We start from the raw sequence: 21,708 nt of genomic DNA, 5'->3' as shown, positions 1-21,708 counted from the left end.
GCAACAATGCGCCATATTAACCAATGAAAATGGGATGGTGATTGTACTTCTACTTCTAAAAAGCGTGCAGATGCGTCCAGTTCGGTCCTGCGGACTTGAATGAACTGGCACGAATAGTGATTACTCATTAACTGACGATTGTTGAACAATCATGAGGCAATGAGCATGAACAGCGGACTGTCCCTGGCCGACCACATCACCCTTGAGTTGCGCGCCGACATCATCGGCGGCCGTTTGCTGCCCGGCATGGCGTTGGTGGAGAACGATCTGGTGTCCGCGTACAACGCATCTCGCAATACTATTCGCGAAGCGCTGCATCGCCTGGGGCAGGAAGGTCTGACCCGTTATGTGCGCAACAAGGGCGTGATGGTGCGCAGGCTGGGCGTGGAGGACGTGCGGGATCTGTTCAAGGTCAGGCGCACCCTGGAGTTGCAGGCCATCAGCGCGAGTCAGCCGCTGCGCGACTATCAATCCGACCGGATGCTCGACGCCCTGGAAGCCACCGAGCTGGCCCGGGAGCGCGAAGACTGGCGTGCGGTCGGTACCCACAGCCTGGCCTTTCATCAACACATTGTCGGATTGCTGCGCAGTCCACTGTTCGATGAGTTCTTCACCAACGTCGTCGCGCAATTGCGCCTGGTGTTCTGCACCGCCCCCGATGAGTCTCGTTTTCAGGCGCCCTGGCTGGCGCGTGACCGGCAGATTCATGAGTGGTTGGCCGAGGGCGACAAACGCTCGGCCGAGGACGCCATGAGCCGGTATCTCGACGATTCCGAACACCTCCTGTTGCAAATGCTTGCTCCAGTTTCCCATCACTGATCGAGGATTCGTGCCATGTACAAAGACTATCCGGCGGCCTATCAAGTCAGCAAAGGGTCCGCCTTGCAGGTGGACACCGCCTTCTACGAACGGATTCGCGAGGCGAAGGCGGGGCGCACGTTGATCGAGGCTTTTGAAGTGCCGATCCGCACCGGCCGCGCCTGGACAGTGCCGGCCGGGCATGTGTTCCGGGTGACCACACCCGTCGGGCCGCAAGTCGGGGATTTCAACGTCTGGAATGCCAACGATCCACGGGAGCGTTTGTGGGCGGCACGGACCCGGCAATTACAGGGCGCTCACGTCAGCACCCATGATCGGCTCTGGTCGAACCTGCCTTTTCTGCGGCCGCTGGTGACCATCACCGATGACAGCCTGGCCAGTTACGGCATCGACGAGCATGGCGCTCGCTTACACGACTTGCTGGGTACCCGCTGTGACCCTTACGTGAACAAAATGCTCACTGGCGAAGATTTCCATCACCACTGCCACTCGAACCTGACCCGCGCGGTGCTGCCTCATGGGCTGACCGAGTTCGACGTGCATGACGTGCTGAACATTTTCCAGTGCACGGGCCTGAACCACGACGACATGTATTTCATGAAAGCCTGTCCGGCGCAGAAGGGCGATTACCTGGAGTTCTTTGCCGAAATCGATCTGCTGTGTGCGCTCTCGACCTGCCCGGGCGGCGACCTGTCGCTGGCCATGTGGGGGCCGGACGCGCAGGACCCGCTAAGCGTGTGTCGCCCGCTCGGGGTGGAGATTTATCGGTTGGAGGATTCATTGCTTGAGGGCTGGAGCCCGCCTGAACGGGCTGCTTACAAAGGGCTGCACGGCCTGCACATCGCCAAGGCCGATTGGGAGAAGTAAAACGCCAAACCCTGTCATTCAATGAGAATGACAGGGTTTGGTTTTAGCGGTCTTGCGCATCCTTGGCATCCGCTTGCGCGTTGCGTTCAGCGACGCGTTTGCGTTGCTCCTCGGTCAGGTCGACCTTGTGGGCGGTGTCACGCAACATCATCAAACCACCAACGATCGAGCCGATTGCAACGACCAGAATCAACCAGGCATACCAGGGCATAGGGCTCTCCTTGAGGGCAGGCCGATCGGCGGGTTTCGCCAATCGATCGTGCATACCACTTTGAGCGATTAATTTTCGCAGTGGTTCCATTCTATGCCTGATCTGACAGCCGCACTTGGCCCGTTTACAGCCCTGTCAGCATCGCTTGCGGCATAACCCCACCTTTTACGCTTTCTTTATGCACAGCCAACCCCCTCGCTCTCGTTCCTTTACAGCCTTCCTTCCGACAATGGCTCCACACGCGGCAATACGCCGTAACACGGAGAACTTCCATGAGCGTTCTGGACGGAGTGTCACTGCTATTGGCGGTGGGACTGTTCATTTATCTGTTGGTTGCGCTGTTGCGCGCGGACCGGAACTAGGAGCGGCTATGCACAGTTATGACTATTGGCTGATCCTCGCCTTCTTCGCCCTGGTGCTGATTCCGGCACCGTTTCTGGGGCGCTTCTACTACAAGGTGATGGAAGGACAGCGCACTTGGCTTTCACCGATTCTCGAGCCGGTGGAGCGTGGGTGTTATCGGTTCGCCGGCGTTGATCCGCAGGCCGAGCAGGGCTGGCAGAAATACGCCCTGGCCTTGCTCGCCTTCAACCTCGCGGGCTTTTTGCTGTTGTTCGCGATCCTGTTGTTTCAGGATTACTTGCCGCTGAACCCGCAACACCTGCCGGGTCAGGCGTGGACGCAAGCGTTCAATACTGCCGTCAGCTTCATGACCAATACCAACTGGCAGTCCTACAGCGGCGAAGCGACCCTGAGCTACCTGAGCCAGATGGTCGGCCTCACCGTGCAGAACTTCGTCAGCCCCGCCACCGGCCTGGCGGTATTGGTTGCGCTGTGTCGCGGTATTGGCCGCAAGTCGAGCAAAACCCTCGGCAACTTCTGGGTCGACATGACCCGCGCCACCCTCTACGGCTTGCTGCCGCTGTGCCTGCTGCTGGCGCTGTATCTGGTCTGGCAGGGCGTGCCACAAACCTTCGCGCACTACGTGAGTGCGGTGACGATGCAAGGCGTCGATCAAGTGATCCCGCTCGGCCCGGCCGCCAGCCAGATTGCGATCAAACAACTGGGCACCAACGGGGGTGGCTTCTTCGGCGTCAACTCGGCGCACCCGTTCGAGAACCCGACGGCGTGGAGCAACCTGTTTGAAGTCGGCTCGATCATTCTGATCCCGGTGGCGCTGGTGTTCACCTTCGGCCACTACGTGAAGGACCTGCGTCAGAGCCGCGCGATCATCGCCTGCATGCTGGCGCTGTTCCTGATCGGTGGCGCGACGTCGCTGTGGGCTGAATCCCAGCCGAACCCGACCCTGAACAATGTCGCCGTTGAACAGACCGCGCCGCTGGAAGGCAAGGAAGCACGCTTGGGCACCACCGCCACGGTGCTGTGGTCGGTGACCACCACTGCGGCGTCCAGCGGTTCGGTCAACGGCATGCACGACAGCCTCAACCCGCTGAGCGGCATGGTTGCGATGGTCAACATGATGGTCGGCGAAGTGATCTTCGGCGGCGTCGGTGCCGGGCTCTACGGCATGTTGTTGAACGTGTTGATCGCGGTGTTTCTCGCCGGCCTGATGATCGGCCGTACCCCGGAATACCTCGGCAAGAAACTCCAGGCCAAAGAAGTGCAACTGCTGGTGCTGACCTTGCTGGTGATGCCGGTCGGTGTCCTGGTACTCGGCGCGATTGCCGCGAGCCTGCCCGGCCCGGTCGCGGCGGTGAGCAACCCCGGAGCCCACGGTTTCAGCCAGTTGCTGTACGCCTACACCTCGGCCAGCGCCAACAACGGTTCGGCATTTGGCGGCTTCGGTGCCAACACCCCGTTCCACAACCTGATGCTGGGCCTGGGCATGTTGATCGGTCGCTTCGGTTACATCCTCCCGGTACTGGCGTTGGCCGGCAGCCTGGCGATGAAGAAAACCGCACCGATCGGCCAGAACAGCTTCCCGACCCATGGCCCGCTGTTCGTGACCTTGCTGACCGTGACCATTTTGCTGTTGGGTGGTTTGACCTTCCTGCCGGCATTGGCGTTGGGTCCGATTGCTGAACATTTGAGCCTGGGCTTCTGAGCCGCTTTTTTAGGAGCACGATGATGAATATGCCCGCCACTAAAGCCGCCACCGTCAAGGCGCCGGAAACACCGAAGACCGCGATCTCGGCCCTCTGGCGCCCGGCGCTGGTGCAAGCTTTCGTCAAACTCGACCCTCGGCAATTGCAGCGTGCGCCGGTGATGCTGGTGGTTGAACTGACCGCGATCCTGACCACCGTGCTGTGCTTCATTCCCGACAACAGCGTGCCGACCTTTGTCGCCGCGCAAATCGCCGTGTGGTTGTGGTTCACCGTACTGTTCGCCAACTTCGCCGAAGCACTGGCCGAAGGTCGCGGCAAGGCCCGCGCCGACAGCCTCAAGGCCGGTAGCGAAGGTCTGAGCGCCCGGCGCAAAACCAGCAACGGCGCCTTTCAAGTGGTGCCGGCCAACAGCCTGCGCAAGGACGATGTGGTCCGCGTTGAAGCGGGGGAAATGATCCCCGGTGACGGCGAGGTGATCGAAGGCATCGCGGCGGTCAACGAAGCGGCAATTACCGGTGAATCCGCGCCGGTGATTCGCGAATCCGGCGGCGACCGTTCGGCCGTCACCGGTAACACACGGCTGGTGTCCGACTGGCTGCTGGTGCGCATCACCGCCAACCCTGGCGAGTCGACACTCGATCGCATGATCGCCCTGGTCGAGGGCGCCAAACGCCAGAAAACCCCGAACGAAGTGGCGCTCGACATGCTGCTGATCGGTCTGACCCTGATCTTTCTGTTGGTGGTCGTCACCCTGCAACCGTTCGCCTACTTCGCCAACGGCAGCCTGCCGCTGGTGTTCCTGGTGGCGTTATTGGTCACGCTGATTCCGACCACCATTGGCGGTTTGTTGTCGGCCATCGGTATCGCCGGAATGGACCGTCTGGTGCGCCTGAATGTGATCGCCAAATCCGGTCGCGCCGTGGAAGCGGCGGGGGATGTACACGTGCTGCTGCTGGACAAAACCGGCACCATCACCTTTGGTAACCGTCGGTGCACAGCGGTTTATCCGGCACCTGGCGTCACCGCGACGGAACTCGCCGAGGGTGCATTGTTCGCCTCGCTGGCCGATGACACGGCGGAAGGTAAATCCATCGTCGAGTACCTGCGCGGCACCCAGCCACAACCTGAGCCGTCCACGGAGTGGCTGACCGCCGTACCGTTCAGTGCCGAGACGCGCCTGTCGGGTGTCGACTATCAGGGCCGCGTGTATCGCAAAGGCGCGGTGGATTCGTTAATGGCCTTCGTTGGCCTGGAACGCGCCGACCTGGCCGCGCCGCTGTCCCGGGAAATCGACAAGATTGCGCAAAGCGGCGGCACGCCGTTGCTGGTCTGCGTCGACGGCAAATTGCTTGGTGCGATTCACCTCAAGGACGTGGTCAAGCCCGGTATCCGTGAGCGATTCGCCGAACTGCGCAAGCTGGGAATTCGCACCGTCATGGTGACCGGCGACAACCCACTGACCGCTGCGGCCATTGCGGCCGAAGCAGGCGTCGATGACGTGCTGGCCGAAGCCACTCCGGAGAAAAAACTGGCACGCATTCGCCACGAGCAGAACGACGGTCGCCTGGTCGCCATGTGCGGCGACGGCGCCAACGACGCCCCGGCCCTGGCCCAGGCGGACGTGGGGATGGCGATGAACGACGGGACGCAAGCCGCGCGCGAGGCGGCGAACATGGTCGACCTCGACAGCGATCCGACCAAGCTGCTGGACGTGGTGCAGATCGGCAAGGAATTGCTGGTGACTCGCGGTGCCTTGACGACGTTTTCCATCGCCAACGACGTGGCCAAATATTTCGCCATTCTGCCGGCGTTGTTCGCCTCGATCTACCCGCAATTGGGTGTGCTGAACGTCATGCACCTGAGCAGTCCGCAGAGCGCAATTCTCTCGGCGATCGTGTTCAACGCCTTGATTATTGTGGTGCTGATTCCGTTGGCACTGCGCGGCGTGCGGGTGCAGGCGGCGAGTGCGGCGGCGTTGCTGCGCCGCAACCTGTTGATCTATGGGGTGGGCGGGATTCTGGTGCCGTTTGTGGGGATCAAGGCGATCGACATGGTGTTGACCGCATTGCATTTGGTTTGACCCTGGCGCGGTGTGCCAGGCACACCGCTTTCTGTGAAATGGAGGCGTTTGAAATGTCCACAATGATACGTCCGGCCCTGAGCCTGCTTGTCCTGATGACCCTGATCACCGGCGTCGCTTACCCACTGGTGGTCACCGGTGTCGCCCAGGTCGCATTCCCCGATCAAGCCAATGGCAGCCTCGTACACGACGCCGACGGCAAGGTCCGTGGCTCGTTGCTGATTGCGCAAGATTTCGTCGGCGACGCCTGGTTCCATCCACGGCCATCGGCCGGTGCCTTTGCCACCGTGCCGAGCAGTGCCAGCAACCTTTCGCCGAGCAACCCGGCCTTGGCCACTCGGGTGATCAAGGATGCCCACAACCTGTGGGTGCCGGGCCAGGGTCCGGTGCCATTGGCGATGGTCACCACCTCCGGCAGCGGCCTCGATCCACACTTGCCACCGGCCGCGATTGCCTATCAACTGGCGCGTGTTGCGGCCGCGCGCAATGTGCCGGTGTCTACGCTTCAGCAGTTGATGGATGCGCACATCGAGCAGCCGCTCGTGGGGCCGCCGGTGGTGAATGTGTTGGCGCTGAACATCGCGCTGGAAAACCTGTAAATCGGTGGTGGCCGAATAATCACCACATCAACATCTGAAAAGAGACCCCTACGCATGAGTGACTCCGGCCGCGCCGACGCGCTGTTAGCAGACCTGCCCCGCGACGGCCGTGGCCGGCTCAAGGTTTTCCTCGGCGCCGCACCCGGTGTCGGCAAGACCTACGCCATGCTCCAGGCCGCCCACACCCCATTGCGCCAGGGCGTGAAAGTCATCGCCGGCGTGGTCGAAACCCACGGTCGCGCCGAGACCGAAGCGCTGCTCGGCGGCTTGCCGCAGCAGCCGTTGGTGCGCTCGGAATACCGTGGCGTGATGCTTGAAGAAATGGACCTCGACGGCTTGCTCGCGGCCAAACCAAAACTGGTGCTGGTGGACGAACTGGCCCACAGCAACGCGCCCGGCAGTCGCCACGCCAAGCGCTGGCAAGACATTCAGGAACTGCTCGCGGCGGGCATTGACGTGTTCACCACGGTCAACGTCCAGCACCTGGAAAGCCTTAACGACAAAGTGCGCGGCATCACCGGCGTGCAGGTTCGCGAAACCTTGCCGGACTGGGTGCTGCAGGAAGCCTACGAACTGCTGCTGATCGACCTGCCGCCGCGCGAGCTGCTTGAGCGTCTGCGCGAAGGCAAGGTCTACGTGCCGGAACAGGCCCGGGCGGCCATCGACGCCTTCTTCACTCAGACCAACCTTACGGCCCTGCGTGAACTGGCGATGCAAACCGCCGCCGCGCAGGTCGATGATGATCTGACTCAGGGCTATCGCCAACTCGGCCAAGCCGCGCCTGCGGTGCGCGGTCGCTTGTTGGTCGGGGTCAATGGCGATGCTCAGGCCGAGCGCCTGGTGCGTCACGCCAGTCGCGTCGCCCAGCGTCGGCATTTACCGTGGAGCCTGGTGCATGTGGACAACGGCCGCGTGCGTGACGAGCAGTCGCGCCTGCGTCTGCAAAGTGCCCAGCAATTGGCCGAGCGCCTCGGCGGCGAAGTGGTGTTGTTGCGCGCCGCCGAGGTGGCGAAAACCCTGATTCAGCACGCTGCCGAACGCCGCGCCAGCCTGGTGCTGGTGGGGCAGTCCCGGCCGCGTTTGCGTCGGCGATTGTTCGGCGGTGGCCTGGCGTCACGGTTGCTGCGCGATGCGCGCGGGCTGGAAATCAACGTCCTTGACAGCGAACACCAACAGCATCAGCCGCGTCAGCATTCGGCGCAGTCCCTGGTGTGGTTCGACTATGCGCTGGCGCTGGTGGCGACGGTGCTCGCCAGTGCCTTGGCCTGGGCGGTGGCGGGCGTTTTGCCTTTGCCTAATATCTCGCTGGTGTTTCTCGTCGCGGTGTTGCTGGTGGCGGTGCGCAGCAGCCTTGGCCCGGCGCTGGCCTGTGCGGCGTTGTCGTTTTTGACCTACGATTTTTTGTTCATTCCGCCGAATTTCTCGTTCAGCATCCAGCGCGAAGAAGACGTGCTGACCTTGCTGTTCTTCCTGCTGATGGCGGCGCTCACCGGTAACCTCGCGGCCCGACAGCGGCGCCAATTGCAGGCGCTACGCGACACCCAGGAGGAGACTTCCGAACTGCTCGACTTGTCGCGCAAACTCACCGCCGCCACCGACCGCCAGGCAGTGCTCAGCGCAGCGGCCCAGCACCTCAATGGCTGGAGTGATCTGCAACTCTGCCTGCTCAATCAAGACGGGCAGGGCGGCTGGAAAGTCGAAACCGGTGGCCCGCTGGAATTTTCCGACGCCGAGCGCGCTGCCGCCGATTGGGCCTGGCAACACGATCAACCGGCCGGCGCGGGCACCGGCACGCTGCCGTTCGGACGTTGGTGGTGGTGGCCGTTGTCACTGGAAGACGGGCCACTGGCGCTGCTCGGGGTGTGTGCCAAAGAGGGGCAGACCTTGAGCGGTCAGCGTCGCCGTTTGTTGACCGCATTGAGCCAACCGCTGGCGCAGGCGCTGGCGCGGGCGCAGTTGGCCGAAGACCTGGAAGCCGCTCGGCTGCACGGCGAAACCGAGCAACTGCGCAGTGCCTTGCTGGCCTCGGTGTCCCACGATTTGCGCACGCCGCTGACCTCCATGCGCGGCAGCATCGACAGCCTGTTGGCCCTCGGTGAAGCGATCCCGCTGGAGGATCGCCGGGAACTGCTCGAAGGCACTCGCGATGAAGCCGAGCGCCTCGATCGCTACATTCAGAACCTGCTGGACATGACCCGCCTCGGGCACGGCGCTCTGACGCTGGCGCGGGACTGGGTGTCGCCGGCCGACATCGTCGGCAGTTCGCTCAATCGTCTGCGCGCCGTGCTCGCGCCGTTGCAAATGATCATCGACGTGCCGCCGCAGTTGCCGCTGCTTTATGTCCACGCCGCGCTGATCGAACAGGCGCTGGTCAATGTGCTGGAAAACGCCGCGCGGTTTTCACCGTCTCACGGTCGCCTGCAGTTGCGCGCCGGGGCCGACGACAGCGAGCTGTTTTTTTCGGTGAGCGATGAAGGGCCGGGGATTCCGCAGGAAGAGCGGGCGAAGATTTTCGACATGTTCTACACCGCCGCGCGCGGTGATCGTGGCGGGCAAGGCACCGGGCTGGGTCTGGCGATCTGTCAGGGCATGGTCGGTGCTCACGGCGGACGGATCAGTGTCGCCGAGGGCATCGAAGGGCGCGGCACCTGCATCACCTTGCACCTGCCGTTGCAGGCGCAGCCGGCCTTTGAAAATTAAGCGCCGAAAGTGAAGCCTGATTACGCGTGCGCTACTCTCTTGCCACTTCTTTGTGTTGATGTGAATTCATGAGCCAGACCGCGACCATTTTGGTCATCGACGACGAACCGCAGATCCGCAAATTCCTGCGCATCAGCCTCGCCTCCCAGGGCTACAAAGTACTCGAGGCCGGTACCGGCAGCGAAGGCCTGGCCCAGGCGGCCCTGAATAAACCGAACCTGCTGGTACTGGACCTCGGTTTGCCGGACATGGACGGCCAGCAAGTGCTGCGCGAGTTTCGCGAGTGGTCGACGGTGCCCGTGCTGGTGCTGTCGGTGCGTGCCAGTGAAGGGCAGAAAGTCGAAGCGCTCGACAACGGCGCCAACGACTACGTGACCAAGCCGTTTGGCATTCAGGAGTTTCTGGCCCGAGTGCGTGCCTTGTTGCGTCAGGCTCCGACGGGAGAAGCGCAGCAAGCGGCGCTGACGTTCGGCCCGTTGACCGTGGATCTGGCGTATCGCCGGGTGTTGCTCGACGGCACCGAAGTCGCACTGACCCGCAAGGAATACGCGGTACTGGCGCAACTGGCGCGACACCCGGGGCGGGTCATCACCCAGCAGCAATTACTCAAGGATATTTGGGGGCCGACCCATACCGAAGACACTCACTATTTGCGGATTGTGGTCGGGCACTTGCGGCAGAAACTGGCGGACGACCCGACCCAGCCTCGGTTTATCGTCACCGAGGCGGGGGTCGGGTATCGGTTGCTTGATACCTGATCGTTAGGCCTCAGGCATCCCGTTCATTCTCATACCGGTCCAAGGTATCCCGGGCAATCTCCCGCCCCAGTGCGATCAATTCCGGCGCTTTGTAAAACTCGAAAAACCGGCACACCCGCTTTGGCACGTTGATCAGAATATCCGGCGGATAACCGGCGATTTTGTACTGCGCCAATGAGGTTTGCATCACCTCGAAACTCTGGTTGATCAGGTCCAGCAAAGACGCCGGTCCGACGTTGTCGATGATGAACGAGCCGGTGGCGGACTTCGGTGCGCCTTCGCGCTCGGGGGCGGCGGCCGGTTGCTGCGCGTCGGGTTCGGCGGAGTCGATCCACGGGTTGAACTCGGCCGCTTTTGCCATCAACGCTTCTTTTTCCAGCAGCAGCAACTGTTCCGCCTGTTTGCGGCGGAAAGGCAACTTTGAACCGAGCGAGTTGATCAGGCTGTCGAAACGGGTCTTGAACGCCGCTGGGCGCTGGATCACCGGCAATTGATAGTGGCGCTGGTTGGTGGAGTTGAGGTTGACCGCGATGATCAGGTCGCAATGACTCGACACCACCGGCACGATCGGCAAAGGGTTGAGGATACCGCCGTCCACCAGCATGCGGTTACCCTGCATCACTGGGGTAAACAGGCTGGGAATCGCCGCCGAAGCGCGCATGGCTTGGTGCAGGCAGCCTTCCTGAAACCAGATTTCCTGTTGATTGGTCAGGTCGGTGGCCACCGCCGTGTAGGGGATGCGCAAGTCTTCAATATTGATCTCGCCGACGATCTTGCGGATCTGCCCGAAAACCTTTTCTCCGCGAATCGCCCCCAGACGAAAACTGACGTCCACCAGACGCAAGACGTCGAGGTAATCAAGGCTTTCGATCCAGTTACGATATTCTTCGAGTTTGCCGGCGGCATAGATTCCGCCGACCACCGCGCCCATGGAACAACCGGCGATACACGCGATGTCGTAGCCACGCCGTTCGATCTCTTCAATGACCCCGATATGGGCATAGCCCCTGGCTCCACCTGAGCCCAGCACCAGCGCGACACGCTTTTTCATGAATCGCCCTCGTCTGACAAGGTTCAACAATGCACCCATCAAGGGGCGCGCTTCAATCGCTAAGGTCGTTTCGTGAGGCCAGTGCGTCGTTTTTTCGACACTCTTTGGCAGCAGGTGCGTATTCTCGTGAGCGCTAAAGTTTGTGCGGCGGGGCCAAGGCACTTTTCACGTGTCGGACCGTCTTACCTGCACGACTGTTTACCTATTTTTGAGGTGTGAGTGATGAAAGCCTGGATCTGTGTGCCTTTGATTGCCCTGGCACTGGCCGGTTGCGCCGGCAAAACCGCTTACCGTGACAGCTGCGGCAGCGGGCTTGATACGGCGTGGCACGAACTGGATCTGGCCAAGGCCGAAGGTTTCGCCGGGACCGTCAGCTACTCCAAGGCCCTATCGTTGTTGACGGCGGCCAAGACTCAGCAGCAATTCGAAGGGTTCGAAGGCTGCACCAAGAAGGCCGGGAAGGCGCAGTTCTATATTCGTGAGTCGCGTGCCGGCCGTTGAGGCATGATGTAGGCATTAAGGAAAATTCGATTCAGGGAGCAAGCGATGTCTACCTTGGTTGATCGGTTAGTGGCTCGTATCTTGGGCCTGGAAGTCCGTTTGCTGGCCTGTCAGGCACGCTTGAGTGCGTGTACCGACCCTGAAGCGCTGCACGAATTACGCACCACGGTTCGCCGTTTGCGCAGTCTGCTGCGGCCATTGCGCGGCTTGCCCGGGGTCGAACAGCTGGAAGCGGCGGCGTCGCGGGTTGGCGAGCTGACGACGCCGTTGCGCGATCGCGAAGTGTTGGCGGCGTACCTGCTCGAGCATGATCAACCCGCGGCTGCCCAGCGGCGCATGGCGCAAATGGCCGAGGCTTACCCGGCGGTCGCGACGAGTCCTGAAGTGGCGCAGTTGCTGATGATCCTCGACGCCTTTCCGCGTTTTCTGCGGGCCTCTCAGCGTCAAGGATTGCTCAAGGGCTTGCGTCAGCGCATCGAAAAACGGTTGGCCAAACAATGGAAAAATCTCGATCAGGCCCTGCACGATCCGGCACATGATCGCCACCGCTTGCGCTTGTTGATCAAACGCGTGCGCTATGGCATCGATGCCTATCCCGAACTGGATCGATTGCCGAAAGCCGCGATGCCGCGTTTGAAGTCCGCGCAAAGTGCCTTGGGCGATTGGCACGACTGCTGGCAATGGCTGGCCAAGGCCGAACACGAGGCCGATTTGCAGCCCTGCGTGGCGTCTTGGGAAACCACTATGGCCAAAGCCGAAGGCCGCGCCGACCGCGTCCTCGACAAACTCAGCGCGGCCTGCTTCAAATCCTGACACCACCACAAGACAGATCGATGTACCCGCTGTCGTAGGCTGCGTTCGGCCGCGGGTACAAGGGGCGGCGGTTCTATCCGGCTCATCTGTCAGGCAATTTGGCCGGAATAAGCGCTGTGCCATCCCGGCAGGCTGGTTAAGATCCCTACATCCTTTTCCGCTCTGAGGTTTTCATGCGCTTTTCCGATCTGCTCGACGCTGTCCGCAGCCAGCCGCTGGAACTGTCTATCCCGGCCGAATGGGCTCAGGGGCGTGCCAGTTTCGGTGGCCTGGTGGCCGCCTTGCAGTACGAAGCCATGCGCGCAAAAGTCCCGGCGGATCGCCCGGTGCGTTCGTTGGCGATCACCTTTGTGGGCCCGGTCGAGCCTGAAGTGCCCGTCAGCTTTGAAGTCGATGTGTTGCGCGAAGGCAAAGCGGTCAGCCAGGTGCTGGGCCGCACGATGCAAAAGGGCCAGGTGGTGACATTGGTCCAGGGCAGCTTCGGCGCCTCGCGACCGTCGGAGGTGGCGGTGATCGCGCAACCGGCACCCGAAATGAAGCACTGGGACGATTGCCAGGAACTGCCTTACATCAAAGGCGTGACCCCAGAGTTCATGCGGCATCTGGCGATGCGCTGGAGCGTCGGCGGTCTGCCGTTCACGGGCAACACATCCCGCGAGATGGGGGGCTGGGTGCGCTTGCGTGGGGAGGTGAAGGACGAGGCCGTCAGCGAGGCGCATATTCTGGCGCTGGTCGACGCCTGGCCTCCGGCGCTGTTGCCGCACCTGAAAAAACCGGCGATGGGCAGCACGCTGACCTGGACCATTGAATTCGTCCAGCCGTTGCTTGAACTGAGCACGCTGGACTGGTGCAAATACCTCGTCGAGATCGAGCATGCCGCTGACGGCTACGGCCATGCGGCCGCGAAACTGTGGAACCCCGACGGTCAGTTGATTGCCATGAGCCGGCAGACGGTGACGATTTTCGCCTGACCCCTGACCCCTGACTCCTGACCCCTGACCCCTGACGCGCATACGCCAGTCACGCCTCCAGGCTGTGACCGTGGCGTTGCAAGACGAGGGCGGCGAGCAGGCCGATGACGCCAATCGCGACATTAGCGAAACTCAAGCTGAACACGCCCGAGACCATCAGCAGAAACGCCACGATAAACAGCGGCACGGCAATCAGGTGCAGCACCTGATTGGTCGGGTGTGGGTGATGGTTGGGGTACACCCGCCATTGCCAGGCGGGGAGGTTGGGATGACGTTTGCCCATGAGGGTAATCCTTGGTTCGTTGAGGCTCGTGAACAAAGCATAGGCCGCTCCGAACCCGTCGGCGAGTCAAGGCTGGCTATCGGCGTGATAGGTGTCATGTTCAATATTGATGTTGAACAGGCCTTTACAACTTGAGCTGCCCTATCGCCTTGCTCAACTCCCCGGCCAACGCCGCCAGCTCATTGCTGGTAGTCGCCGACCCCACGGTCTGCTGCACGGTGTTCTCGGTCACATCCCGAATGCTCACCACCGCTCGATTCATCTCTTCCGCCACGTGGCTCTGCTGCTCGGCCGCCACCGCGATCTGCGTGTTGCTTTCGCGCATTTGTGCCACGGCGCTGGTGATTTGCGCCAACGCTGCGCCGGCTTCCTGAGCCTGCTGCACGCAATCGTCGGCCTTGAACGAGCTTTCCTGCATGAAATCCACCGCGTCCCGAGTTCCGGCCTGCAACGCCGAAACCATGATCGTGATCTCGTCCGTGGAGGTCTGCACACGTTTGGCCAGGTTACGCACTTCATCGGCGACCACCGCAAAACCGCGACCCATTTCACCGGCGCGGGCCGCTTCAATCGCTGCGTTCAGCGCCAGCAGGTTGGTCTGCTCGGCGATGCTGTGAATCACACTGACCACGCCGTTGATCTTCTGACTGTCCTCGGCCAGACGCTGAATCATCTCGGCAGTCTGTTGCACCCCGCTGGACAGGCCGGCAATCGACTTCTGCACCCGACTGACCACTTCCTGCCCGCTGCCGGCCAGGGTGTCGGCGGTTTGCGAGAGGTCGCGGGTGGCGCCGGCGTGCTGGGCAATGTGATAGACCGTGGCCGTCATTTCGTTGATCGCCGTGGCGGCCTGATCGGTTTCGCTTTGCTGGCCGAGCATGCCGTGACGCACCTCGTTCATGCTCGACGCCAACCGCGCCGCGCCGACATCCAGTTGCCGGGCGGTGCTGGCGACGGTGTTGACCACTCGCTGGTATCCAGCCTGCATGGCGTTGAAGGCATTGGCCATCTGCCCGACTTCGTCAGTGCACGCCAGCGGCACGCGGGCGGACAGGTCACCGGTTTTCTCGACGTGAAGCATCACATCCTTCAGCGTATTGAGCTGGCTGAGCAGGAAGCGGATCAACAATTGCGAAGCGCCGAGCATCGCCAGCATCAGGATCGCCACGGCTACGGCATAGTGGGTGAAGCGCTCGCCAAATACCTGGGTCAGGCTCGGGCCATGAGCAATCACCGCGACCTGGTTGCCATCCGTGCGCGTAAACACTTCAGCGCCCATCAACAGGTTGTTGCCGAACAGCGGCATGGCATTGATTGCGACCCAGCCGTTGGTGTCGGCCAGCGCCAGTAGCGGCTGCCCGTTCAGCAACGGTGCCTGCCCGCGACTGAACGTCAGCACGTTATCGGCTGGTGGCAGCGGCTGCCCGGCGGGCCAGGCGTTGAGCAGTCGCGCCTGGGCTTGTGCCGATGCCTGATAAGCATCGCTGCGGGCCTGTTGTTCGAGCTGTACGGCGTACAACACCAGCAACAAGGTTGTGACGAAGGCGACGGCGTTGACCGCCCAGAATTTGTATTTCAGCGAGATATTGCTAAGCCAGGCACCCATGGAGGTCTTCTCTGATAGCGGAAACAGTTTTGGCAAGGTGCCAGTATTGTGCCGCTACGCAGGGCGCCGGATCTTGATGTGGGTCAACGTTCCTGGCCATGCTTGCACACAGGAATTGCGTGGCGTAATGCGCTATCCTTCGCGCCTTCAAAATTCCCTCGTTACAGGATTCCGCCCCATGAAAGCCGCACTCGTCGAACTCATCAGCAAAATAAGCTCCGGGTGCATGAGCGACGACGAAATCCTGAAAGTCGCTGACGAAGCAGCCCAGGCCTACGCCGATCCTGAGGCTTTTCTGACGGCCAATCCGGATATCAACTACGACGAAACGTTCCCGATTCCGCTGGGCGAGTGGGTCGTCGTCGGCAGTTTGCCAGAGACTGTGCTGTTCCAGGCCGACACCTACATGGACCTGTTCGCCCAGATCGTTTCCTCGTTCGGGCCCGGCGTTGATTTCAATATCAAACCCAAGCAACTGGCCAAGACTGAAGCCCTGACCGCGCTCAATCGCATTCAGGTGCAGATGGGCAGCATGAGCAAGGAAAACGGCGGTTACACGCTGATGAACTTCAGTCAGTTGCTCGACGACGAACTGCAAGTGGTGCTGGTCTACGGTAACGACGTGCCGCGCGTACTCGAGTTGTGCGCCCAAGTCGGCATCGCTGCCGCACCCTCGCTGGAAGCCCTCAAAATTGCCGTCCACGTTTAAAAAAAGGAACCCTCGCAAGGCGCGGCTATCCTAAGAGTGCAAACCACTCTTTGGGAGCGACACCATGGGTTCCACTTTCAACGGTCTGATTGGCCTGATTATTCTTGCCCTGGATATCTGGGCAATCATCAACGTGCTCAAAAGTGGTGCCGACACAGGGATGAAAATCATCTGGGTGCTGCTGATCCTGCTGCTGCCAGTGCTGGGCCTGATCATCTGGGCCATTGCCGGTCCCCGGGGCAATGTAAGGATCTGACAGTTGCCGCTGTACGTTCTGCCGGCGGTGAGCAAACCAGGCAACGACTGATTTCGAGCAAGCCAGAAAGGGCCGTCTCAGGTTGTGTGAAAACACACCGGGGGTGGCCCTTTTTCGTGCTTGACTTAATAGAGGGAGCGGTTGAACGATTGGCCGGGAAATAATGTCGAGATAGTGGTAAGCCCATTCACGGTTTTGATCGAGGAGGCACCTGATGCAAAAGTGGAAAGTCACTTTCGTTGATGATCACGGTGAAAAAGTTAGTGAGGTGTTCGAGAGCGATGAGTGCCCGAACAACGAGCAGGCCGCGAAGCTCATTCGCGCCCGGCGTCTGCCTGTGGCTGCCGAACTGGACCTCAACGATCTGGAAGGGCGCATCGATAATCCGACTGTCAGAAATTTGAAGACCCAGTACAGCATTGAAATCCTCAGCATCACGCCAATCTGAACATCTCCTGTCTCATTCCTAACCAGGCCTTGGCAACGGCTCTATCTTGCGGCTACTCTGCAATCGAGATCAGCGAACGGATCGCTAAGGTCTGGTCTTGTCAGCTACATGCTTGCTTCCCACCGGCAACGTTGTTGCCGCATCGCTCGCCCCATTCGGTTGCGGGTGCCGGGAATACGGAAAGTCTATCCATCAGTCTGAGGGGGACGTTTCATGAGCACAGCCTATCAAGAAGACATCAGCACCAGCGTCTTGCGCCGCATGAAAGAAGGCGGTTTCGACTTTTCACGATTCCATCCCATCGAGTTCTACGCCATTTTCCCGGACGAGGAGCGGGCGCGCAGGGCGGCAGGGCATTACTGTGGTGAATCCTTGAATGCGCAAATCAGTGTGCGCGACGATGGCGCGTGGTACCTGGAACTGAGCAAAGTGATGTACGCCACCTATGACGGCATCGGCGACTTTGAGCAGGATTTCGAGGCGGTGGTCGAGCCTTTGGGCGGCATCATCGAAGGATGGGGCGTCAAGCAGGAGGTACGAGGGCGACTCGCATAACTTATGAACAGTGACGACACTCAGCAACGGCTGACCTCAGGGTTGGCCGTTTTCGTTTGTGCGGGGCAGAAACTGCACCAGGCAAAACCCTGAAACAAGAATCCGGCGCAAAAAAAACCGCCTGAGCAGGCGGTTAAAGGGAAGTTCGTCAACATTTTCAGTGAATGCGCGGATTATCCGCAGGGACTCCCGGGCAGTGAAATCAACTCTAGCTATGCTGGTGATAGGCGACAACATTGCTTCGCAATGAAGCGGGGGCGATCAGGTGGGGGCATTTACCGCACAGGATTGGTGCGGTGCGTGCGGTGCGATTTCCCAACCGATTGATATCAAAGCGTTTATGCCGATGGCACGGGCTTTGCGAAGCCCAGATGTCCGGGTGACAAGGAGTACGGCATGATCCGCACCTATTTTGATGAGATGTACGATGCCGGCGGCCAGGTCCGCCCGCATTATCGGGAATTTGCCCGTTGGCTGGCCGAAACGCCTGACGAGCTTTTGGCGCAACGGCGACGCGAGGCCGATCTGTTATTTCATCGCGCTGGGATTACCTTCACGCTCTATGGTGATGAGCAAGGGACCGAACGCCTGATTCCCTTCGACACCATCCCCCGCAGCATCCCCGCCAGTGAATGGCGAGTCGTCGAGCGCGGCTGCATTCAACGGGTCAAGGCGTTGAACATGTTCCTCGCCGACCTTTATCACGAGCAGCGCATTATCAAGGCCGGCATCATCCCGGCCGAGCAAGTGCTGGCCAACGAGCAATACCAGTTGGCGATGCAAGGGCTGGATTTGCACCGCGATATCTATTCCCACATCTCCGGTGTCGATCTGGTGCGCGACGGCGACGGTACGTACTACGTGCTTGAAGACAATCTTCGTACACCGAGCGGCGTGAGCTACATGCTTGAAGACCGCAAGATGATGATGCGGTTGTTTCCCGAGTTGTTCGCGGCCCAGCGCATTGCCCCTATCGACCACTATCCGAACCTGTTGCTCGACACCCTGAAAAGCGCCAGCCCGATTGATAACCCGAGCGTGGTGGTACTGACGCCGGGTCGTTTCAACAGCGCGTTCTTTGAACATGCGTTTCTGGCGCGGGAAATGGGCGTTGAACTGGTGGAAGGCGCGGACCTGTTCGTGAGGGATGACAAGGTGTTCATGCGCACCACGGACGGGCCGAAAGCCGTCGACGTGATCTACCGTCGCCTCGACGATGCGTTCCTCGATCCGCTGGCGTTCAACCCGGACTCGATGCTTGGCGTTCCAGGGCTGCTGTCGGCATACCGTTGCGGCAATGTTGTGCTGGCAAATGCCATCGGCACCGGGGTCGCGGACGACAAGTCGGTATACCCATTCGTCACGGACATGATCCGTTTCTACCTGGATGAAGAGCCGATTCTGAAGAATGTGCCGACGTGGCAGTGTCGTAATCCCGCCGAATTGTCCCACGTACTGGCCAATCTTCCGGATTTGGTGGTCAAGGAAACCCAGGGCTCCGGCGGTTACGGAATGCTGGTCGGGCCGGCAGCGACGGCGGCGGAAATCGAATCTTTTCGCGCGCGGATCAACGCCAAGCCCCATGCGTACATCGCCCAGCCGACGTTGTGCCTGTCGACCTGTCCGACTTTTGTCGAAAACGGCATCGCTCCACACCACATCGACCTGCGCCCGTTTGTATTGTCTGGCCGCGAAACCCGGGTTGTGCCCGGCGGCTTGACCCGTGTTGCCCTGCGCGAAGGCTCCCTGGTGGTGAATTCATCCCAGGGCGGTGGAACCAAGGACACCTGGGTGGTCGAGGATTGAAGGAAGCCTGCCATGTTAAGTAGAACTGCCTCGGATTTGTATTGGATGTCGCGTTACCTGGAGCGGGCGGAAAACCTCGCACGGATGCTCGACATCAGTTATTCGCTGTCGCTGATGCCGCAGGATGGCCGGGGTGATGGCCTGCATGAACTCGCCATGCCGTTGCTGATCACCGGCACCCTGGACGACTACCTGGAACGCCACGGCGAATTGCACGCGGAACGGCTGCTGCATTTCTTCGCCCTGGACGCGGCCAACCCGGCGAGCATCTACAGCTGCCTCGGCGCCGCGCGGGCCAGTGCCCATGCGGTGCGTGGGCGAATCACCGCCGACATGTGGGAAAACATCAATGCCACCTGGCTGGAAATTCGCGGGATAGCGGATCAAGGCTTGAGTCGCTACGGCATGAGCCGATTCTGCGAGTGGATCAAGGAACGTTCCCACCTGTTCCGGGGCGCGTCCTACGGCACGATCATGCGTAACGATGCGTTCCGCTTTATTCGTCTTGGGACGTTTATCGAAAGGGCCGACAACACGTTGCGCCTGCTCGACGCCCGCTACGAAATGGCTGGCGATCAGGCCGAGGCGGTCAGCGATGGCACCGCTCACGCGTATTACCAGTGGAGTGCTTTGCTGCGGGCGTTGTCCTCGTTCGAGGCCTATACCGAGATCTACCGCGATGCGCCCGGTGCCCGGCATGTGGCGGAATTGCTGTTGCTGCGCGCTGACGTGCCACGATCATTGCGAGCCTTGAAGAAATCGACCAGATCCTTGCCCAGCTGCCAGGGGCCAACGGCCGTCCGGCGCAAAGCCTGGCAGCGGAAATGGACGCACGCCTGCGCTACACCGGCATCTCCGAAATTCTCGACGAAGGCCTGCACGCCTGGCTGACCGAGTTCATCCCGCTGGTGCGCCAGTTGGGTAACGCCATACACAGTTCCTACCTGGAGGCTGCATGAGACTTTCCATTAGCCACGAGACCACCTATCACTACGAAGATCAGGTGCGGGCGAGCATCCAGTACCTGCGACTGACCCCCCACGACAGTGAGCGCCAGCATGTGCTCAGCTGGCAGCTCGACTTGCCGCGCCCGGGGCCAGGTGGACATCGACGAATTGCGTGAGGCGGAGCATGAAAGCCAGTCGGCGCTGCCGTTCTTGCGCTTCACGCGCCTGACCGAAGCCGACGAAGCCCTGCGTGGGTTCGCCGAGAAAGAATGCAAGCAGCGCCGGGATCGCACGGCGCTGATCGACTTGATGCATGGCCTGAACCAGCACATGACCTACACGCCGGGGTCCACCGAAGTGGACACCAGCGCCGCCCAGGCCTTCGCCGGGCGTTCGGGTGTCTGTCAGGACCACACCCACGCGTTTCTCGCCTGCGCTCGCAGCCTGGGCATTCCTTCGCGTTATGTGTCGGGCTATTTGTACAGCGAGAACAGCGAACACCTGGCCAGTCACGCCTGGGCAGAAGCCTGGCTCGATGACGCGTGGTACAGCTTTGACGTGACCAATGAATTGGCGCGGCCTGAGCGTCATCTGAAACTGGCGGTGGGCCTGGATTACCTGGATGCCTGCCCGGTGCGTGGCATGCGGCGTGGCGGTGGTTGCGAGCAGATGCACGCGAAGGTGTTTGTTTCGCCAACGCCGATGCCCGTGATCTCAGTGCAACAGCAGTAAGGGTGTCAGGGTTTAACCTTGCGCCCTGCCATGTGCTTCAAATACCCCACCAACCTCTCCAGATCCCCGTCCGGCAACACCGCCGCCGAGAAACCGGGCATCTTCGCCTGAGGCCACTGCCGCAAGCTCTGCGGATCACGAATGTAGCGTCTGAGGAAATCCGCGCCGAAGTACTCGGTCGGGTTAAACGGAATATTCAGGTCAGGCCCAAACTGCGCATCCCCGGCGCCGTTCAATCGATGACACGCCAGGCAATTCTTCTGAAATAGCGCAAAGCCCTTGTTCACTGGATCGTCAGCTTTCAACGCCGGATCGGGCAGCAGGGCAGGGAAGCGTTCGGCCACCGGAGCCAAGCGCCGGATGCTCGCCACTTGAAAGGGCCATTGCTCGGGACTGATATCGCCCGCCTGAGGATCGGTCCAGACCAGATAGAACGGCCCGGCGCCGGGTTTGCCTTCCGACAGCGGTGGCCACGGCTTGGCGGGTTCTTCAATCGCCAGCCATGCGCGCGCACCCTGGGTATTGAGCAACGGCGCGGCTGACAGTTCTGCGGCAAAACCATCCAGGGCTACCGCCTGTAAATGGTCTTCAGGCTTGATGCCCGTCAACAACGCAGCCAACGGAACAGCGCGATAGCGCATGTCCCGTTTGTAGGAAACGTCGTTATTGATAGTGAGGGTCTGAACCTGAGGATGCTTGAGCAATTCCTCGGTTTGCCAGGTGCGACTGCTCGCGCCCAGCTCAAGGTTCAGCTGTGCGGCAGACAGAGGCGTGCTGAGCAGCAAGGCCCCGAACAAAATGAGCGTTTTCAAAGGATCGCCGTCCATGTCGTGGAAGTGCCGCAAAGATTGGCACACCCGCGCTGACCCGGGTAGCGAACCACTCACCTTTTTAAGAGGGCGAAATAAAATCTGTAGCGAAATCAGCCGA

The 21,708-nt window shown here is 60.9% G+C and carries 20 protein-coding genes and 3 pseudogenes; 18 read left to right on the top strand and 5 right to left on the bottom strand.

Annotated elements, in window-relative coordinates; translation table 11 throughout:
* Positions 1-165 precede the first annotated feature (165 nt).
* Together ACXPVS_RS08545 and ACXPVS_RS08540 are read left to right on the top strand one after the other, a co-directional pair.
* Positions 166-819 carry a GntR family transcriptional regulator gene (locus ACXPVS_RS08545; protein ID WP_458509530.1) on the top strand — a complete coding sequence of 218 codons (654 nt, stop codon included), beginning with the start codon at positions 166-168 and terminating at the stop codon, positions 817-819.
* A gap of 15 nt (positions 820-834) precedes the next feature.
* Positions 835-1,686 (top strand): urea carboxylase-associated family protein, encoded by an 852-nt coding sequence (locus tag ACXPVS_RS08540; RefSeq protein ID WP_458509529.1) that lies wholly within the window; start codon positions 835-837, stop codon positions 1,684-1,686.
* 43 nt (positions 1,687-1,729) lie between these two features.
* Here the strand turns inward: ACXPVS_RS08540 and ACXPVS_RS08535 are convergent, their stop codons facing one another.
* Complete coding sequence (locus ACXPVS_RS08535; RefSeq protein ID WP_458509528.1) at positions 1,730-1,897, bottom strand: DUF2897 family protein; 168 nt, start codon at positions 1,895-1,897, stop codon at positions 1,730-1,732.
* A 272-nt stretch (positions 1,898-2,169) separates the two neighbouring features.
* On the opposite strand from ACXPVS_RS08535, the gene kdpF reads away from it, so the two are divergent.
* The 6 genes from kdpF (at position 2,170) to ACXPVS_RS08505 (ending at position 10,100) form a co-directional block, all read left to right on the top strand.
* Positions 2,170-2,259 (top strand): K(+)-transporting ATPase subunit F, encoded by a 90-nt coding sequence (gene kdpF / locus ACXPVS_RS08530; RefSeq protein WP_007899818.1) that lies wholly within the window; start codon positions 2,170-2,172, stop codon positions 2,257-2,259.
* A gap of 8 nt (positions 2,260-2,267) precedes the next feature.
* Positions 2,268-3,962 carry a potassium-transporting ATPase subunit KdpA gene (gene kdpA / locus ACXPVS_RS08525; RefSeq protein WP_458509527.1) on the top strand — a complete coding sequence of 565 codons (1,695 nt, stop codon included), beginning with the start codon at positions 2,268-2,270 and terminating at the stop codon, positions 3,960-3,962.
* Positions 3,963-3,985: 23 nt separating this feature from the next.
* Entirely contained in the window at positions 3,986-6,043 is a 2,058-nt protein-coding gene (kdpB, locus tag ACXPVS_RS08520; RefSeq protein WP_458509526.1) for a potassium-transporting ATPase subunit KdpB, read from the top strand.
* A gap of 53 nt (positions 6,044-6,096) precedes the next feature.
* Complete coding sequence (gene kdpC, locus ACXPVS_RS08515) at positions 6,097-6,642, top strand: potassium-transporting ATPase subunit KdpC (RefSeq protein ID WP_458509525.1); 546 nt, start codon at positions 6,097-6,099, stop codon at positions 6,640-6,642.
* Positions 6,643-6,696: 54 nt separating this feature from the next.
* A complete protein-coding gene (locus tag ACXPVS_RS08510) occupies positions 6,697-9,342 on the top strand; it encodes a DUF4118 domain-containing protein (protein WP_458509524.1) in 2,646 nt (881 codons plus the stop codon).
* A gap of 68 nt (positions 9,343-9,410) precedes the next feature.
* The gene (locus ACXPVS_RS08505; RefSeq protein WP_458509523.1) at positions 9,411-10,100 is read left to right on the top strand and encodes a response regulator; all 690 of its coding nucleotides are present in this window, start codon (positions 9,411-9,413) and stop codon (positions 10,098-10,100) included.
* A gap of 10 nt (positions 10,101-10,110) precedes the next feature.
* Here the strand turns inward: ACXPVS_RS08505 and ACXPVS_RS08500 are convergent, their stop codons facing one another.
* Positions 10,111-11,151, bottom strand: a complete 1,041-nt coding sequence (locus ACXPVS_RS08500; protein WP_458509522.1) for a patatin-like phospholipase family protein — start codon at positions 11,149-11,151, stop codon at positions 10,111-10,113.
* Between the two features lie 222 nt (positions 11,152-11,373).
* Here ACXPVS_RS08500 and ACXPVS_RS08495 point away from each other — a divergent pair, with 222 nt between their 5' ends.
* From ACXPVS_RS08495 to ACXPVS_RS08485, 3 genes are all read left to right on the top strand, one after another.
* Complete coding sequence (locus ACXPVS_RS08495; protein WP_458509521.1) at positions 11,374-11,652, top strand: hypothetical protein; 279 nt, start codon at positions 11,374-11,376, stop codon at positions 11,650-11,652.
* Between the two features lie 45 nt (positions 11,653-11,697).
* On the top strand, positions 11,698-12,465 hold the full coding sequence (locus ACXPVS_RS08490; RefSeq protein ID WP_458509520.1) for a CHAD domain-containing protein: 768 nt from the start codon (positions 11,698-11,700) through the stop codon (positions 12,463-12,465).
* Positions 12,466-12,638: 173 nt separating this feature from the next.
* A complete protein-coding gene (locus ACXPVS_RS08485) occupies positions 12,639-13,436 on the top strand; it encodes an acyl-CoA thioesterase (RefSeq protein ID WP_458509519.1) in 798 nt (265 codons plus the stop codon).
* A gap of 52 nt (positions 13,437-13,488) precedes the next feature.
* On the opposite strand, the pseudogene ACXPVS_RS08480 reads toward ACXPVS_RS08485, so the two are convergent.
* Both ACXPVS_RS08480 and ACXPVS_RS08475 read right to left on the bottom strand, forming a co-directional pair.
* Positions 13,489-13,719: pseudogene (locus tag ACXPVS_RS08480) on the bottom strand (terminase); the annotation flags it as partial.
* 124 nt (positions 13,720-13,843) lie between these two features.
* On the bottom strand, positions 13,844-15,325 hold the full coding sequence (locus ACXPVS_RS08475; RefSeq protein ID WP_458509518.1) for a methyl-accepting chemotaxis protein: 1,482 nt from the start codon (positions 15,323-15,325) through the stop codon (positions 13,844-13,846).
* Between the two features lie 178 nt (positions 15,326-15,503).
* On the opposite strand from ACXPVS_RS08475, the gene ACXPVS_RS08470 reads away from it, so the two are divergent.
* From ACXPVS_RS08470 to ACXPVS_RS08440, 7 genes and pseudogenes are all read left to right on the top strand, one after another.
* Positions 15,504-16,034, top strand: coding sequence for a hypothetical protein (locus ACXPVS_RS08470; RefSeq protein WP_458509517.1), 531 nt, complete (start codon positions 15,504-15,506; stop codon positions 16,032-16,034).
* A gap of 64 nt (positions 16,035-16,098) precedes the next feature.
* The gene (locus ACXPVS_RS08465; protein ID WP_008148797.1) at positions 16,099-16,290 is read left to right on the top strand and encodes a PLDc N-terminal domain-containing protein; all 192 of its coding nucleotides are present in this window, start codon (positions 16,099-16,101) and stop codon (positions 16,288-16,290) included.
* A 214-nt stretch (positions 16,291-16,504) separates the two neighbouring features.
* Complete coding sequence (locus ACXPVS_RS08460; protein ID WP_458509516.1) at positions 16,505-16,738, top strand: hypothetical protein; 234 nt, start codon at positions 16,505-16,507, stop codon at positions 16,736-16,738.
* Between the two features lie 213 nt (positions 16,739-16,951).
* Positions 16,952-17,293: a ribonuclease E inhibitor RraB gene (locus tag ACXPVS_RS08455; protein ID WP_008148805.1), complete on the top strand. Its 342-nt coding sequence runs from the start codon at positions 16,952-16,954 to the stop codon at positions 17,291-17,293.
* Between the two features lie 396 nt (positions 17,294-17,689).
* Entirely contained in the window at positions 17,690-19,099 is a 1,410-nt protein-coding gene (locus ACXPVS_RS08450) for a circularly permuted type 2 ATP-grasp protein (protein ID WP_458509515.1), read from the top strand.
* Between the two features lie 12 nt (positions 19,100-19,111).
* Positions 19,112-19,986: pseudogene (locus ACXPVS_RS08445) on the top strand (alpha-E domain-containing protein); the annotation flags it as partial.
* A 68-nt stretch (positions 19,987-20,054) separates the two neighbouring features.
* Positions 20,055-20,778: pseudogene (locus tag ACXPVS_RS08440) on the top strand (transglutaminase family protein).
* Positions 20,779-20,783: 5 nt separating this feature from the next.
* Here ACXPVS_RS08440 and ACXPVS_RS08435 read toward each other — a convergent pair.
* On the bottom strand, positions 20,784-21,605 hold the full coding sequence (locus ACXPVS_RS08435) for a c-type cytochrome (protein ID WP_458509514.1): 822 nt from the start codon (positions 21,603-21,605) through the stop codon (positions 20,784-20,786).
* Positions 21,606-21,708 lie beyond the last annotated feature (103 nt).

The organism is Pseudomonas sp. Ma2-10, from assembly GCF_054330215.1.
This window is presented reverse-complemented; position numbering and strand designations above follow the sequence as displayed.

Excerpts from the sequence above, each read along its gene's own strand:
- ACXPVS_RS08545 (WP_458509530.1), top strand. The coding sequence starts at position 166 with ATGAACAGCGGACTGTCCCTGGCCGACCACATCACCCTTGAGTTGCGC.
- ACXPVS_RS08540 (WP_458509529.1), top strand. The coding sequence starts at position 835 with ATGTACAAAGACTATCCGGCGGCCTATCAAGTCAGCAAAGGGTCCGCC.
- ACXPVS_RS08535 (WP_458509528.1), bottom strand. The coding sequence starts at position 1,897 with ATGCCCTGGTATGCCTGGTTGATTCTGGTCGTTGCAATCGGCTCGATC.
- kdpF (WP_007899818.1), top strand. The coding sequence starts at position 2,170 with ATGAGCGTTCTGGACGGAGTGTCACTGCTATTGGCGGTGGGACTGTTC.
- kdpA (WP_458509527.1), top strand. The coding sequence starts at position 2,268 with ATGCACAGTTATGACTATTGGCTGATCCTCGCCTTCTTCGCCCTGGTG.
- kdpB (WP_458509526.1), top strand. The coding sequence starts at position 3,986 with ATGAATATGCCCGCCACTAAAGCCGCCACCGTCAAGGCGCCGGAAACA.
- kdpC (WP_458509525.1), top strand. The coding sequence starts at position 6,097 with ATGTCCACAATGATACGTCCGGCCCTGAGCCTGCTTGTCCTGATGACC.
- ACXPVS_RS08510 (WP_458509524.1), top strand. The coding sequence starts at position 6,697 with ATGAGTGACTCCGGCCGCGCCGACGCGCTGTTAGCAGACCTGCCCCGC.
- ACXPVS_RS08505 (WP_458509523.1), top strand. The coding sequence starts at position 9,411 with ATGAGCCAGACCGCGACCATTTTGGTCATCGACGACGAACCGCAGATC.
- ACXPVS_RS08500 (WP_458509522.1), bottom strand. The coding sequence starts at position 11,151 with ATGAAAAAGCGTGTCGCGCTGGTGCTGGGCTCAGGTGGAGCCAGGGGC.
- ACXPVS_RS08495 (WP_458509521.1), top strand. The coding sequence starts at position 11,374 with ATGAAAGCCTGGATCTGTGTGCCTTTGATTGCCCTGGCACTGGCCGGT.
- ACXPVS_RS08490 (WP_458509520.1), top strand. The coding sequence starts at position 11,698 with ATGTCTACCTTGGTTGATCGGTTAGTGGCTCGTATCTTGGGCCTGGAA.
- ACXPVS_RS08485 (WP_458509519.1), top strand. The coding sequence starts at position 12,639 with ATGCGCTTTTCCGATCTGCTCGACGCTGTCCGCAGCCAGCCGCTGGAA.
- ACXPVS_RS08475 (WP_458509518.1), bottom strand. The coding sequence starts at position 15,325 with ATGGGTGCCTGGCTTAGCAATATCTCGCTGAAATACAAATTCTGGGCG.
- ACXPVS_RS08470 (WP_458509517.1), top strand. The coding sequence starts at position 15,504 with ATGAAAGCCGCACTCGTCGAACTCATCAGCAAAATAAGCTCCGGGTGC.
- ACXPVS_RS08465 (WP_008148797.1), top strand. The coding sequence starts at position 16,099 with ATGGGTTCCACTTTCAACGGTCTGATTGGCCTGATTATTCTTGCCCTG.
- ACXPVS_RS08460 (WP_458509516.1), top strand. The coding sequence starts at position 16,505 with ATGCAAAAGTGGAAAGTCACTTTCGTTGATGATCACGGTGAAAAAGTT.
- ACXPVS_RS08455 (WP_008148805.1), top strand. The coding sequence starts at position 16,952 with ATGAGCACAGCCTATCAAGAAGACATCAGCACCAGCGTCTTGCGCCGC.
- ACXPVS_RS08450 (WP_458509515.1), top strand. The coding sequence starts at position 17,690 with ATGATCCGCACCTATTTTGATGAGATGTACGATGCCGGCGGCCAGGTC.
- ACXPVS_RS08435 (WP_458509514.1), bottom strand. The coding sequence starts at position 21,605 with ATGGACGGCGATCCTTTGAAAACGCTCATTTTGTTCGGGGCCTTGCTG.